The organism is Mesorhizobium loti (assembly GCA_014189435.1).
GTDB lineage: Bacteria > Pseudomonadota > Alphaproteobacteria > Rhizobiales > Rhizobiaceae > Mesorhizobium > Mesorhizobium loti_G.
Window position 1 is genome coordinate 1,327,313 of the sequence record CP050293.1, and the last position, 13,417, is coordinate 1,340,729.

Genomic DNA, 13,417 nt, shown 5'->3' on the forward strand with positions numbered 1-13,417 from the left:
CAGGAGCCCCCCCGCTCAGGTTTCAACCATATCGATCGGATCAATTCCCGCCATTGCTTTCTTGAGGCGCGGACGGGCTGCGTCGGAAGAGAGAAACGCAGGTTCGAGGCGCGGCGCCCGCAGCAGGCCGCGCGCGTTGAGTTCCTGGATCGCGCCGAAATGCGCGGCGGATATCTTGCCGATCCAGAACGGAGTGAGGCTGCCGCCGTTCTTGAGATGATCGAGGATCTGCACCAGGCCGCGCAGATAGATGGCGTCTTTGGCAAGGCCACCGCCTCGATAGACTCGCAGAACGACGTTGAAGGCGCCGTGATCATCGAGACCGAAATCCCTGTGGAGAAGGTGGAAGGCCTCCTCGAAGGTTGCGGCGTCGAGCATCGCCTGACACACGATGACCCTGGCCGCGATCAGCCGCAAACGCGCCGCGGTCATGCCACCGACCAGATATTCAGCCAGCACGGCCAGTCCCTCCTGCATGCCCTCGTAGCCGGCCAGCCCGTTGCGGAAGATGGCGAGCCCCTGCGCATCGCCGTTGAAATAGGTCAGCAGGTGAACGCCGATCTCGTGGCTGAGCAGCGCGGTCAGACGCTCCGGTGGAAGGCTGGTATCGCGCGAAACCAGCAATCGGTTTCGCGAGACCAGGAGGCCCGCCGGCAGGTCGCTGCGAATCTCCACGGAAGCATCGAAATCGGGATAAGCGGCCCGATATCCGGCGATCATGTCGCGCGCGGCGGCGGCAACAGCGTCAGCATCGAGGCCCTTCTGCCGGGTCACCGAGGCAATCCGCGGCAGCCTTTCGAAAATGGTGCGGGCCCTTGCCGCCAGGCTCGGCTCGACGCTGCCATAGAGGGCTCGTCCGAGTTCGACGAAACGCGGCGTTTCGCGTGCCGCGAGCATCGACAGCTGGAGATCGAGTTCCTGCTGCTTTTCAGACAGCAGCCGGGTCAGGAGCGTATCTTCCAGATGATCGAGCGAGACCGCATAGAGCTTGCGCTTCTGGTCGGCGACCTCGAACTCGAGCGGCCGGTAAAGCAGGGCGGGCACACGCTCGAAGGCGCCTGCCTGGAATTCCCGCCAGGCTGGTTCGGCGTTGATCGGTGTGACGGCAAGCAGAAAATCGAACGTTGACGCGACATTGTCGAGCGCCCGGTCGGCGCGCACGACCGCGTCGATGTAGGCGCGGCGCCCCAGGGCACGATGGGTCGCAGGCTGTTCCAGGCCTGATGCCTTCAGGAAGGCGCTGACAGCCTGCAGCGCGGCATCGACCATGTTGGCGACGACGAGGTCGTGGAGTTCGGGGTAGACGCGCCTGGTGCCCGGCACCCTGTAGATCGGTGCGAAGCGCACCGTCAGGCACGCCACGTCACCGGGATCATCCCAGAGCCTTGCTTCGGCTGATGTCGTGGGGTTGAGTTCGTCGACACGCGGCGTGCGATATTTTGCTTCGCGGGCCGACGCGGCATCAGTGAAGCGCTTGAGTGCCGCCTTCTCCGCCGCCGTGTTGCCGCAAGCCAGCGCAATCTCGAAAGGCGGCAGGAACGGAACATCTTCCGTCAGGAAGCGGTCTTCGGCCAACTCGCCGATGTCCAGCATGAGGAATGCGCCGCAGTGGTCGCGGATCCTTCGCGCCACCAGCCGCGCGACCTCGCCGGCGAGGTCGATGTCGGCCGCGATCAGATAGGACGCGTTGGCGGAGACGGCATGGAATGCCGCATCCTGATGCGACCCGACATGGACACACAGAAAGGGCAGCGGCCGATCCATGTGCAAACGGTTGCCGTTGCCGAATTCGCGGCGGATCGGCTTGCCGTCCCGGAAAAGCGTGTCCAGATCTGCTTCGATTTGCGCCAATGGAGACGCGGGTTCGACGAGCTTCGGCCTCATCGCATGGCCCGCAGCGCCTCTACCAGAACGGGCACCGTCGATGCCAGCATGGCGCGCAGCCGCTCGATTGTGCCCCAGTCGGGTTCGCCGCTCCATTCGTCCATGAAGATCTTCTTGAACTCGACCGCGATGGCACACCCGGTTTGTGGGAAATTGGCATGGACGAAGCGGGTCTGTTCGCCCTTGCCCTGGAAGGATACGTTCTCGCGCACGTCGATCGGCTCGCCGTCGAGACGCTGGCCGCGAAGCGCCTCGATGAACGCATCGACGACCGGCGCCCAGCGCCCGCGGTCCATCGAGAATGTGCCGATATTGATATCGGGCGCGCCATCTTGTGACGCGGGCGCTCCTTCCGGCCCCTCGCGCCGGTGGTTGTAGCTGTGGACGTCGACAAGGACGAACCTGCCGTAGCGTTTTTCGACATCGACGAGGACACGCTTGAGCTCGGCATAGAACGCGTCGTGAAAGGCGAGGGACTCGGCTACGATTTCCTCGCCCGGTGGCTCTTGCCACACATTCAGGCCCCAGGACTGGTCCGGCGACAGATAGATCGCAGCCTCGCGCGCCCGGTTCAGATCGACTTGAAAGCGCGATCGATGAACGAGGATCTGGGTCGGGAAATCGGCGATAAACTGTTCGGTGAAGGGGTCCTCCTCCCGCAGCCGGTCGGCGTTGGAGATGGACAGCAGCGGTTGGCAGACGGACCCGACATCGCAGCCGCTGTGGATCGCCGTGCCAATGACGGGCGATTGACCGCGCTTGATTGTCCAGCCTGCCGCTGACCCGTTCGAAGTGGTGTTGAAAATGGGCTTGTTCACGATCCACTGAAATGCGCGGAGAGGGCGGACGGTTCCGGTTCGCCACGCAAGCCTAACGTTTTACACCCTTGAGGAAACCAGGAATTTGCTCCAAGCTGGGCTTTCTCAATGATTTCCGGTTCGCACTCCGTACGCCAATTCAGGTTGGGCGCCTGGCTCAATGCCGCGATACGGAACCGGATGGTCATTATGAGGAGACTGTTTATAACGGTCGCTGAAATCGCGAAGATCAAGGGGAGACGATGCGCTACATACGTCCGCTTTCAATGGAAGATGCCGTTGGCCAGTTGGCCGGCTCGTCCGGTACATCAGCAATTCTCGCGGGAGGCAGCGACCTGCTGGTGAGGATGAAGGGCGGCTTCATCGAACCCGACCTGATCGTCGACATCAAGGCGATCGACGGCTTGAGCGAGATCAGGGAGACAGGAGACGGCTTCAGCATCGGCGCCGCGGTCCCCTGCGCCGTCCTGGGAGAGAGCGCTGCCCTGAAGAAGGCATGGCCTGGCGTCGTCGAGGCGGCCAAGCTGATCGGCTCCAAGCAGGTGCAGGGACGCTGCACCATAACAGGCAATCTCTGCAACGCTTCGCCGGCCGCCGACAGTGTGCCGGCGCTGGTTGCCGCCGGCGCCAGGGCAGTGGTCGTCGGGCCGGCGGGCAGGCGCACGATTCCCGTGCAGAGCGTGCCGATCGGACCGGGCAAGACGTCGCTCGCCAAAGGCGAGATCATCGAGGCGATCCTGCTCGACAGCCAAGCGCCGCGCTCGGGCGATGCGTATCTGCGGTTCATTCCACGCACCGAGATGGATATCGCGGTGGTCAGCGCCGGCGTGAACCTGACGCTCGATGAGCACGGTGTCGTCAAATCGGCCCGCGTGGCGCTGGGCGCCGTGGCGGCGACGGTGCTTCTGGTCGAAGAGGCCGCGCAGGTGCTCGTCGGCTCCAGGCTGGACGAAGCGACGCTGGAGCGGCTCGCCAAGGTGTGCGCGGGGGCCTGCCGTCCCATCGACGACAAGCGCGGCACCATCGAATTCAGAAGAAAAGTTGCGGGCGTGCTGGCCAAGCGGGCCGCCACGACCGCCTATGCACGTGCAGGAGGCAAATGATGGCTGGTGTAGCAGTTTCAACCACAATCAACGGCGACACTGTCGAGTTCCTGTGCCAGCCCGACGAGACGCTGCTCGATGTCCTGCGCGATCGCCTGGGACTGACGGGCGCCAAGGAAGGCTGTGGCACCGGCGACTGCGGCGCCTGCAGCGTCATCCTCGACGACCGGCTGGTGTGCTCCTGCCTGGTGCTCGGCGCGGAGACCGAAGGGCGGCGCGTCGAGACCATCGAGGGCATGGCGCATGGCGACAGGCTGCATCCGCTGCAGCAGAAGTTCCTCGAGCACGCAGCACTGCAATGCGGCATCTGCACGCCGGGCTTCCTGATCGCAGCCAAGGACCTTTTGGCCAAGAACCCCGACCCGACCGAGGAGGAAATCCGCTTCGGCCTTGCCGGGAACCTCTGCCGCTGCACCGGCTACGACAAGATCGTGCGCGCCGTCCAGGACGCGGCCATCGTGATGAAGGGAGCTTGAGATGAATTTCGATCCACGTTTTTCCGGACGTAAATTCACATCGGTCGGCACGCGTCCGATCCGTCCCGACGGCATCGACAAGGTGACGGGCCGCGCCCGCTACGGCGCCGACTTCAACATGGCCGGCCAACTGGTCGGGCGCATTTTGCGCAGCCCGCACGCCCACGCCAGGATCGTCAAGATCGACACGTCGAAGGCGGAGAAGCTCGCCGGCGTCAAGGCGGTGGTCACCGCGGCCGACCTGCCGGACCTCACCGATGGCGATGCCGCCATGTACGACGTCCTCGACAATTGCATGGCGCGCACGAAGGCGCTCTATGACGGCCACGCGGTGGCCGCGGTGGCCGCGATCGACGCCCGCACCGCCAGGCAGGCGCTGAAGCTCATCGAGATCGAATACGAGCTTTTGCCGCATGTCACCGATGTCGACGAGGCGGCGAAGCACACGGCGCCCTTGATCAATGATGCCATCTTCACCGAGGGCCTCGAGGAAAAGCCGGTAAAACCCTCCAACGTCACCAAGCGCAGCCAGTTTGGCCATGGCGATGTCCATCAGGGTTTCGGGCACGCTGACTTCATCGTCGAGCGCTCCTTCAAGACCGAGCAGACGCACCAGGGCTATATCGAGCCGCATGCCTGCGTGGCGAATTTCAGCTCAGACGGCACCGCCGACCTTTGGGTGTGCACGCAGGGCCACTTCGTCTACCGCCAGCACTGCGCCCAGCTGCTTGGCATGGAAGCCTCGAAACTGCGCGTCACCTCCTCGGAGATCGGCGGCGGTTTTGGCGGCAAGACCCATGTCTGGGCCGAGCCGGTGGCGCTGGCGCTGTCGCGCAAAGCCGGACGGCCGGTGAAGCTGGTGATGACCCGCGACGAGGTGTTCCGCGCCTCGGGCCCGACCAGCGCCACCTCGATTGACGTCAAGATCGGCGCCCGCAAGGACGGCACGATCACCGCCGCCGAAGCGACGCTGCGCTATTCCTGCGGCCCGTATGCCGGCTCCTGGGCCGAGATCGGCGCCATGACGGCGTTTGCCTGCTACAAGCTCGAGAACGTCAAGACGGTCGGCTACGAAGTGCTGGTCAACCGGCCGAAGACCGCGGCCTATCGCGCGCCTTCTGCGCCGATGGCGGCGTTCGCGGTGGAAAGCGCGGTCGACGAGCTGGCCAAGAAGATCGGCATGGATCCGGTCGACTTCCGCATCAAAAACGCCGCGCAGGAAGGCACAAGGTCCTCCTACGGCCCGGTCTACGGCCCGATCGGCATCGGCCCGACGCTCGAGGCGGTGAAGAGCCATCCGCACATGAAGGCGCCGCTGGGCAAGAACCAGGGCCGCGGCATGGCTTGCGGCTTCTGGTTCAACTTCGGCGGCCAGACCTGCACCGACCTCAACATCGGCATGGACGGCTCGGTCTCGCTTGCCGTCGGCACGGTCGACGTCGGTGGCTCCCGCGCGTCGCTGTCGCTGGTGGCGGCCGAGGAACTCGGCATCGACTACTCCCAGGTCAAGGCGATCGTCGCCGATACGTCCAGCCTCGGCTACAACGACATGACGGACGGCAGCCGCGGCACCTTCTCCTCGTCAATGGCGACGATCTCGGCCGCCCGCAACGCGATCAAGATCCTGCGCGAGCGCGCCGCGCAGATGTGGGACATTGCCGTCGACGACGTGGTCTGGGAAAAGGGCCACGCGATCGCCAAGGGCGAGAAGCACGGCAATCTCGGCAAGCTGTCGCTGAAGGAGATCGCGGTCAGAATCGGGCAAGACCGGCGGACCGATCGCCGGCCACAGCGAGCTCGTGGCCGATGGCGCCGGCGTCTCCTTCGCCACCCATATCTGCGATATCGAGGTCGATCCCGAGACCGGCGCTACGAGGGTCATCCGCTACACGGTCGTGCAGGATGCCGGCAAGGCGGTGCACCCGACCTATGTCGAGGGACAGTACCAGGGCGGTGCCGCGCAAGGCATCGGCTGGGCGCTCAACGAGGAGTATATATACGGCAAGGACGGGCGGCTGCAGAACGCCGGCTTCCTCGACTACCGCATCCCGGTCTGCTCCGACCTGCCGATGATCGACACGCAGATCCTCGAAATCCCCAACCCCAACCATCCTTACGGGGTGCGCGGGGTCGGCGAGACGTCGATCGTGCCGCCGCTGGCGGCGATCGCCAATGCGGTGTCGAACGCCGCTGGCGTGCGCATGACGCATATCCCGATGTCGCCGCCGCGCATCCTGGCGGCGATCGAGGCGGAACGGGAATGGTCGAAGTAACCCTCTGGGGCTCGCTCGCCGCGACCGCCGGAGGCAACAGCAAGGTCGAGATCGAGGCCAAGGACATAAGGGAGCTGTTCAGGAAGCTGGCTGAACAGTATCCCGGCCTCGAACCCTGGATCGACAAAGGCATCGCCGTCGCCATCGACGGGACGATCTATCGCGATACGTGGTCGAAGAAGCTGCCGCAGGGTGCGGAGATATTTTTGTTGCCGAGGCTGGCGGGGGGATGAGCGGACAGCTGCCCTGCCATCGGCGGCCAAGGCCGCGACCCGACATCCGACAAGATCCAGTTCGCTTCCGCCCGCGCGGAACTGGTGCGAGCCTTATCCTGCGCGCCATCGAAGACGCCGTGCTGGGCGCGACGGGCGGCCGGAGTTTCGCAAGCCTGCAGGCAGACGGCCGGCACCAAGGCGATTCTGAGGTCGCTGGCTAGATTTTGGTAAGGGTGAGGCTGTGCGCTGTTGAATCCGACCGGAGGAGGGTCTGCTTTGCGCCCAATGTCGGCCATTAACGCAAATTTGTCTTCGCTCAGAAGCGGACATCGCGGATGGCCATGCGGCAAGTCGTAGTCGCGGCAATTCCCGACACCCCGCACCCAATATTCCTGTGAAGGATGATCACTCCGGCAACCCAGCGAACCGCATGTGTTCGATCCAGCGGTCGAGGCTTCCGGGTGCGGTCCAAATCTTGCCCCACTCCCTGCGTTCTTTACTGATGGATTCACTGGGAGTGTTCTGGAGGAAAACCGCAAGTGCTTCCTTTGCCTCGCGCTTGTTTCCCAGACATGCTTGGATTCCAGCAAGCATTCGATGCGCGCCGATCGGGATTGTGGACATTTTCCGCATAGCGGCCAGCGCGGCCCCGCAATCGTTCTTTTCCCAGAGCGCCCAGCCCATCTGCCAGTTGAAGTCGTCCGGGTAGAAAGGATCGATGCCCATGGCCTGCCTGATGCGATCGATCGCTTCGTCTGTACGACCAACATAGAGTAGCAGATCCGTGCTGCGGACCAGGATATCCGAGTTGCTCGGGTTCAGGGCGATTGCCTGATCGAACTGCGCAAGGGCCTGCTCCACCTCGCCGGCTTCGGTGTGGATGCTGGCGCGGATATTATGCGCTTCAGCGTCATCAGGACCGAGCTCGATGGCCTCGTCGGCGTATTCGGCCGCGCGGTTCAACGCCTCGTCACGGTCCTGCTCGTTCCAGCCGAACATCGCATCGTTGCGATAGGACCAAGCCAGCCCGATATAGCCGAACTGCGAGTTCGGATCCTCTTCGATCGCCTTGAGCTCCATCTGCCGAAACAGCTCGTTCCTCGCAGCCGAGAAATTCTCTCGAATCTCGGCGATCCCCATCAGGTGATAGTGGAGCGCACTGACCTTGGCAGAACCGCTCTGTGGCAGAGGGCGCTCGATCCTGCGCCCGACCCGTTCCGCAAGCGTGCGGATGATTTCCTCCTGGACGACGAAAAGATCGCCGATCTCGCGGTTGTAGGTGTTGGCCCAGACATGCGATCCGTCATGCGCACTCAGCAATTGGGCCGTCACTTTCAGCCGGTCTCCGATCTTCTGCTGACTGCCCTCAAGCAGGTAGTCGACCCCGAGTTCATCTCCGATCTGCCTGGTGTCGGTGGGCTTCCCGCGATACCTGAAACTCGAGTTCCGGGCGATGACGGCATAAGTCTTGCTCCGCGCAAGCTCGGTGATGATTCCCTCGGCAACGGCATCGCTGAGATATCCCTTGTCCGCACCGGCACTCATGTCGTCGAAGGGAAGGATCGCAATCCTCGGCATGTCGTCCGAACGAACCGGAGTGGCTCGCCATGCTTCCGCGCCGTAGTATACGCCGATCGCTGCCGCGACGAGGACGATCGCAGTAAGGATGACCCCGCGTCGCGTCTTGGCTCGTCCCATGACGGCCGCGGCGTTTAGGTCCGTTGCGTCCGATGGATGGGCATTCAGCCGGTAGCCTCTCCTGGGGAGGGTTTCCACGATCGCATGCGCGTCGTCCGCCAATGCGCGGCGGATATCGGCAATGCATTGGGTAAGGCTGTCGTCGGTCACGAAGGTATCGGGCCAAACCGCCTGCATCAGCGCATCCTTGGACACGATCTCGCCCGGTCGCGCCGCGAGCACGGAGAGCACCTCGGCGGACTGGCTGCGGAGATCGATCGCTTTGCCTTCAACCGTTCGGAGTTCGTTGAATCTGGTCAGGAAAACAAAACCGCCAAACGCGATCGTTTCGGCAGATTTCGGGTCAATTTCAGGAGCCTTTCGGGACATTTCACCCTCATGGCGCGCTCCCTAACCTAGCCCATTCGGTCGCCGCAACCAAGCGATCCTGGCGGCACTGGGTTCGGCAGGAGGCTGACATGAAACCGACCAGGTTCATCATCGCGCTCGCTCTCCTTTTGACAGCGCAAACTGCTGCAAAAGCGGACTCCCAAATTGAGAATGCAACCGCGCATGTTATTTCTCTTACATTTGTAAATGGCGGTATTGAAGAACGGCGAGAACACAAACCCTTCGATACATACGCCCTCTGTCTCGCATGGAAGCATCAGAAGGAATTCCTTCCGCCGGATCCGCCTGCTTTTATTTCTTTCGTATATTGTGCGCAAACAGAGGCGACGCTGGCATCATACTGAGTACGAATGACCGAGGCGTTTTGCGGGGGTGGCGCGAATGTTTGGCACGAGCTGAGGCGGCCCCAGCGAAGAACCGCAAGAGACGTGAAGGTCCGCTCTTGAAGATGCGCAGCCCAAAGCTGCCGATCCGCTTCCGGCCCGAAAGCAGCCATCGACCTCAACCCACCCTTACCGCTCCTCCACTATCCTTAAATAAGCCGCCATCACGATCAGCCCAAACAGGATCCGCCGTGCCCCTTCGGCATCTGCAAGATCGTCAGCAGCGTCGTCAGCACGGTGAGGATCAGGGCGCCGATGATGGTGCCGGTGTAGCCGCCGCGGCCGCCGAAGATGGAGGTGTCGCTGGGCACCAGCAACGACATCGACCGGGCCGCGACCCCGACACCCGACCAGGCCCCCGTTCGATTCCGCCCGCGCGGAAACGGCATCTGCCCTGGCCAGGATCGGATGGCGCAATGCGAACACCATCCTGCGCGCCATCGATGCGGCCGGGGCCGCACCGGCAGATCCACGCCGATGTGACGGGTGCCGCGAGGGGACTCAGCCCGCGAACGCTTCGAATGTATCCCTGGAGGTCAGCATCGCCTGGCCCTTGAACGAGATCGAGAAATCGCCAAGCTGGTACTGGCCTTGGTCATTCTTGACCAGAAGGTCGCCATCGACCTTGTTGAAGCCACTCTCGATGCTTTTGACGATCCTGTCGACGTAGCGCAGGTTGCTCTTGACGGAGAGACTATCGCTCTTGGCCAGCTGCTGCGCGAGACGTTGGAGCTTCGGGTCGTCGCCGATACTTTGCAGCCGCGCTTCAACGGCCTCGGGGCTGGTTCGCGCCAACGCCGCGTTCAGAACCGGCAATGCCTTCTGCAGGCTGAACAATGCATCGGAAGTCATCTTGCTTGCGTCGGCGTAGCTCAGGCTTTGGTTGCTGATCGCCTTGTTGGTCTGCGCCTGCGGGATGCGGTCGGCGGCAGCCTCCATCTCGTCCTGGACGGCCCACATATAATCATGCTCTTCCATTGCCATCACCGTTTCCTGCGTCTCGCCGGCAGGGATGAAACGGCGCGCAATGGTGGAGTCTTCGTGCCGGCGGTCGGCTTCGACCATCGAACTGATGAAGCGCGTATATTCGGCATAGAGTTCGCCATAATTGGCTTTGCCGGCGCGCATATAAGGGTCGTCCGCCGTTGTCGTGGGGGCCTGCGCCGCACCGCCGGATGAAGCCACTGGCACCTCCGCCTGGGAGGCCTGGCCAAAGCTGCCGAACAGGTCATACTCGGTGGTGTCCTCATTGCCGGCGGCGCCCGGCCGGATGACCGGAGCCTCGACCCGCAACGCTGTGCCTGCCTTGAGGAACGTCGGCTGGCTTGTTCCAGCAAAACCGCTCCTGGCGGACGCCAGCTTCTGTATCGTAGCAGTGAGGTCCGAGATAATCTGCATTGAGGAATCCCTGAATTTCCCATGCTTTGCATGCGATTCGTAGAATGAAGCACAGCAGTTGATCAATGATTAAAGGCGAGCGCTGAGAAAACATAGTTGATCCGGCGCTGCGTCCTCCAATACAATTCAACAGTAGCTAATATAGTTGGCAAAAACCGCGAAAGCGACGGGCTTTCAACTCCCTGGATCATTCGTCACTCATCTTTGTGCTCGATCGCTGGATTGCTGGTGATCCAGGTGGTCTGAGCACGGAGCGATGCGTCAGCCCTCACGGCGCCGCGCCAGGCGCCGTGAGGCGCGTTGCTCATACAAAGAAATCGAACTGCGCGGCGGTCAGGCTGGTCGCGGTGATGCCGGCCAGGGTCAGCGTATCTCCGCCACCGAAATCGATGACCGTGTCGGCGCCGACCTGCGACATCAGGCCGGCGAGATCGGAGAAATCGTCGACGCCCGCGAAAGCGCCAATGCTGACATGCTCGCCCGCGGCGGCCAGCGACAGATCGGTGATCGTGTCGGCGCCATCGCCGAAATGGAAGATAAACGTATCGACGCCGGCGCCGCCGGTAATCTGGTCGCCATCTCCCGCACCGCCGGCGAGCGTATCGTTGCCGTTTTCACCGTTGAGCGTGTCGTTGAGAAAACCGCCATAGACAATGTCGTCGCCGTCTCCGGCATTGACGAGATCGGCACGGCCAAGGCCGGTTGCGTCACTCGTGTTCTTGCCGGCAAGGTAGATGACGTTGTTGTCGGTGCTGTAGCCTCGGATTTCGGCGATGCCGTCCAGGGCGGTCTGTGTGAAATCGAGAGGCGCCGATCCCGCATAGGCGGAAATCTTCACGCCGGTGAAGGTGCCGAACTCCAGGCTGGTGTTGGTGATCTGCTCGATACCGGTGATGGATTTGATGCCGATCAGGATATTGCTCTGGGTAGCGACGATCCTGTCCGTTTCGGTTCCGCCATCATATTTCGTGCCGCCGAAGCAAGGCTGCCCGACAAAGAAGTCGTCATAGCCCTGTCCGCCATTGGCGGTCAGATTGCCGCTGTAGCTGAGATACATATCGTCGTCATCATAGCCGCCATCGATGATCGACGCGGCAGTCGAGCTTCCAATGCCCATCTTGATGATGTCATTTCCCGTGCCACCGTAGAGGCTGTCGGCGCCGCCGCCGCCATCGATGATGTCGTTATCGCTTCCACCGTCGATGACGTCGTTGGCGCCGAGCCCCGTGATTTGATCGCTGCCTTGCTCGCCATAGGCATAGTTGGTGATGTTCGAGTTCTGCAGATAGATCTTGTCGTCGCCACCGCCGCCCCAGATGCGGGCGTTGCCGAGATAAAACGATGTGTAGCCGACGCTGTAGGCGTAGATGACGTCATTGCCTCCATTGCCATAGATGATGTCGTTTCCGCCCTTGCCGGAAATGACGTCGGCTGTCGACGTGCCGTTCAGCGTTTCACCAGCGGTCGTGCCATTGATTACCATGTTCATTCTTCTCCACAATTCGACGACGTCGCCATGACAAGGGTGTTTTCGAGGCGTCAGAGCCCCGCCGCTGCCGGCAATAGGAGAAGTCTAGCAGTGTTTTATTTGGCCGCCAGTAGTCATGGAGAAGATTCCATGACAAAGGATAGAAAAAATCTCTCGTATCAGATATTAAGCAACTTCTATATTTAGAGAATGCTTATTTACTGACGCCTTCTGGAAGCAAGCTCGCAGGCTGGGCCTGCTGCGGACGATTTTGTCGCGAGCCGGCTGGCCATCAAGGCCCCTACCGCTCCTCGACAATCCTCAGATAGGCCGCCGTCACGAACAGCACGATCAGCCCGAACAAGATCCGCCGCGCGCCTTCGGGCATCTGAAGGATGGTCAAGAGCGTCGTCAGCACGGTCAGGATCAGCGCGCCGATGATGGTGCCGGTGTAGCCGCCGCGGCCGCCGAAAATGGAGGTGCCGCCGATCACGGCGGCGGCCACCGAGGGCAGCACCAGCGGTTCGGCCAGTGATAGGGAAGGGGCCTTGATCAGGCCGATATAGAGCAGGCCGGTGATGCCGGCGAGCACGCTGGAGATCACATAGAGCGCGGTGATGACCTGCCAGTATTGCACGCCGGACAGGCGCGTTGCGCGTTCATTGTCGCCGACGGCGTAAAGCAGGCGGCCGAAGCCGGTGCGGGCGAGCGTGAAGACGATCAGCGCCGCCAGCGGCACGAACAGCAGCAGCGCGTTGGGGATGCCCCAGGTCAGGCCGGTGCCGAGCCAGGCGAGGAAGTCGGGGATTTTGGCGCCCGACGCGATCACCGTGCGCTGGTAGACCTGCAGGCAGCCGGTGCCGATCAGGCTGGTGCCCAGCGTCATGATCAGCGGGTGGACGCGAAAGACGCCGACGCCGATGCCGTTGACGAGGCCGATCAGCACCGCCGGCATCATCGCCAGCAGGAAGGCCACCGCCGGGTCCTGGTTGACGACTTGCGTCGCCATGATGAAGGCGCTCATCGTCGCCACCGTGCCGACCGACAGGTCGATGCCGCCGGTCAGCATGGTCATGGTCTGGCAGCCGGCGAGGATCGCCAGGGGAATGGCGAATTTGATGGTGTTGGCGATCCAGCGCTCGTTGACGATGCCGGGACGCAGGATCTGCAGGATCACCACCAGGATGACGAGCAGGATCATCAGTGGGATCAGCGGCCGGTCGGCCATGAAGCGTTTCAGGCGGCGGCCGAAGGGGACGGGGGTTGGCGTGATCGCGGTGGTGCTCATGGGGTGGCTCGTGGTGGGGTTTG

Annotated in this window: 10 protein-coding genes and 2 pseudogenes; 5 read left to right on the forward strand and 7 right to left on the reverse strand. The window is 62.6% G+C overall.

Features of this window, described 5'->3' with window-relative positions:
• Positions 1-15: 15 nt before the first annotated feature.
• Together HB777_06430 and HB777_06435 are read right to left on the reverse strand one after the other, a co-directional pair.
• Positions 16-1,884: a flavohemoglobin expression-modulating QEGLA motif protein gene (locus tag HB777_06430; GenBank protein QND63575.1), complete on the reverse strand. Its 1,869-nt coding sequence runs from the start codon at positions 1,882-1,884 to the stop codon at positions 16-18.
• Positions 1,881-2,705 carry an N-formylglutamate amidohydrolase gene (locus HB777_06435; protein QND68685.1) on the reverse strand — a complete coding sequence of 275 codons (825 nt, stop codon included), beginning with the start codon at positions 2,703-2,705 and terminating at the stop codon, positions 1,881-1,883. The genes HB777_06430 and HB777_06435 overlap by 4 nt, the downstream gene beginning before the upstream one ends.
• Positions 2,706-2,944: 239 nt before the next feature.
• Here HB777_06435 and HB777_06440 point away from each other — a divergent pair, with 239 nt between their 5' ends.
• The 4 genes and pseudogenes from HB777_06440 (at position 2,945) to HB777_06455 (ending at position 6,787) form a co-directional block, all read left to right on the forward strand.
• Positions 2,945-3,805: a xanthine dehydrogenase family protein subunit M gene (locus tag HB777_06440; protein QND63576.1), complete on the forward strand. Its 861-nt coding sequence runs from the start codon at positions 2,945-2,947 to the stop codon at positions 3,803-3,805.
• Entirely contained in the window at positions 3,805-4,281 is a 477-nt protein-coding gene (locus HB777_06445) for a (2Fe-2S)-binding protein (protein ID QND63577.1), read from the forward strand. Before HB777_06440 ends, HB777_06445 begins: the two co-directional genes overlap by 1 nt.
• Position 4,282: 1 nt before the next feature.
• Positions 4,283-6,554 (forward strand): annotated as a pseudogene (locus tag HB777_06450) (xanthine dehydrogenase family protein molybdopterin-binding subunit).
• Entirely contained in the window at positions 6,542-6,787 is a 246-nt protein-coding gene (locus HB777_06455) for a MoaD/ThiS family protein (GenBank protein ID QND63578.1), read from the forward strand. Before HB777_06450 ends, HB777_06455 begins: the two are co-directional and overlap by 13 nt.
• Positions 6,788-7,174: 387 nt before the next feature.
• On the opposite strand, the gene HB777_06460 is transcribed toward HB777_06455, so the two are convergent.
• The gene (locus HB777_06460; GenBank protein QND63579.1) at positions 7,175-8,836 is read right to left on the reverse strand and encodes a hypothetical protein; all 1,662 of its coding nucleotides are present in this window, start codon (positions 8,834-8,836) and stop codon (positions 7,175-7,177) included.
• 89 nt (positions 8,837-8,925) lie between these two features.
• Here HB777_06460 and HB777_06465 point away from each other — a divergent pair, with 89 nt between their 5' ends.
• The gene (locus HB777_06465) at positions 8,926-9,201 is read left to right on the forward strand and encodes a hypothetical protein (protein QND63580.1); all 276 of its coding nucleotides are present in this window, start codon (positions 8,926-8,928) and stop codon (positions 9,199-9,201) included.
• 168 nt (positions 9,202-9,369) lie between these two features.
• On the opposite strand, the pseudogene HB777_06470 reads toward HB777_06465, so the two are convergent.
• The 4 genes and pseudogenes from HB777_06470 to HB777_06485 form a co-directional block, all read right to left on the reverse strand.
• Positions 9,370-9,539, reverse strand: a pseudogene (locus tag HB777_06470) (ABC transporter permease).
• Between the two features lie 202 nt (positions 9,540-9,741).
• Entirely contained in the window at positions 9,742-10,638 is an 897-nt protein-coding gene (locus HB777_06475; protein QND63581.1) for a hypothetical protein, read from the reverse strand.
• Positions 10,639-10,942: 304 nt separating this feature from the next.
• Complete coding sequence (locus HB777_06480; protein ID QND63582.1) at positions 10,943-12,127, reverse strand: calcium-binding protein; 1,185 nt, start codon at positions 12,125-12,127, stop codon at positions 10,943-10,945.
• Positions 12,128-12,407: 280 nt separating this feature from the next.
• The gene (locus tag HB777_06485) at positions 12,408-13,394 is read right to left on the reverse strand and encodes an ABC transporter permease (GenBank protein ID QND63583.1); all 987 of its coding nucleotides are present in this window, start codon (positions 13,392-13,394) and stop codon (positions 12,408-12,410) included.
• Positions 13,395-13,417 lie beyond the last annotated feature (23 nt).

Bases quoted from the DNA above. Each gene is read 5' to 3' on its own strand.
- HB777_06430 (QND63575.1), bottom strand. From the start codon at position 1,884: ATGAGGCCGAAGCTCGTCGAACCCGCGTCTCCATTGGCGCAAATCGAA.
- HB777_06440 (QND63576.1), top strand. From the start codon at position 2,945: ATGCGCTACATACGTCCGCTTTCAATGGAAGATGCCGTTGGCCAGTTG.
- HB777_06445 (QND63577.1), top strand. From the start codon at position 3,805: ATGGCTGGTGTAGCAGTTTCAACCACAATCAACGGCGACACTGTCGAG.
- HB777_06455 (QND63578.1), top strand. From the start codon at position 6,542: ATGGTCGAAGTAACCCTCTGGGGCTCGCTCGCCGCGACCGCCGGAGGC.
- HB777_06460 (QND63579.1), bottom strand. From the start codon at position 8,836: ATGTCCCGAAAGGCTCCTGAAATTGACCCGAAATCTGCCGAAACGATC.
- HB777_06465 (QND63580.1), top strand. From the start codon at position 8,926: ATGAAACCGACCAGGTTCATCATCGCGCTCGCTCTCCTTTTGACAGCG.
- HB777_06475 (QND63581.1), bottom strand. From the start codon at position 10,638: ATGCAGATTATCTCGGACCTCACTGCTACGATACAGAAGCTGGCGTCC.
- HB777_06480 (QND63582.1), bottom strand. From the start codon at position 12,127: ATGAACATGGTAATCAATGGCACGACCGCTGGTGAAACGCTGAACGGC.
- HB777_06485 (QND63583.1), bottom strand. From the start codon at position 13,394: ATGAGCACCACCGCGATCACGCCAACCCCCGTCCCCTTCGGCCGCCGC.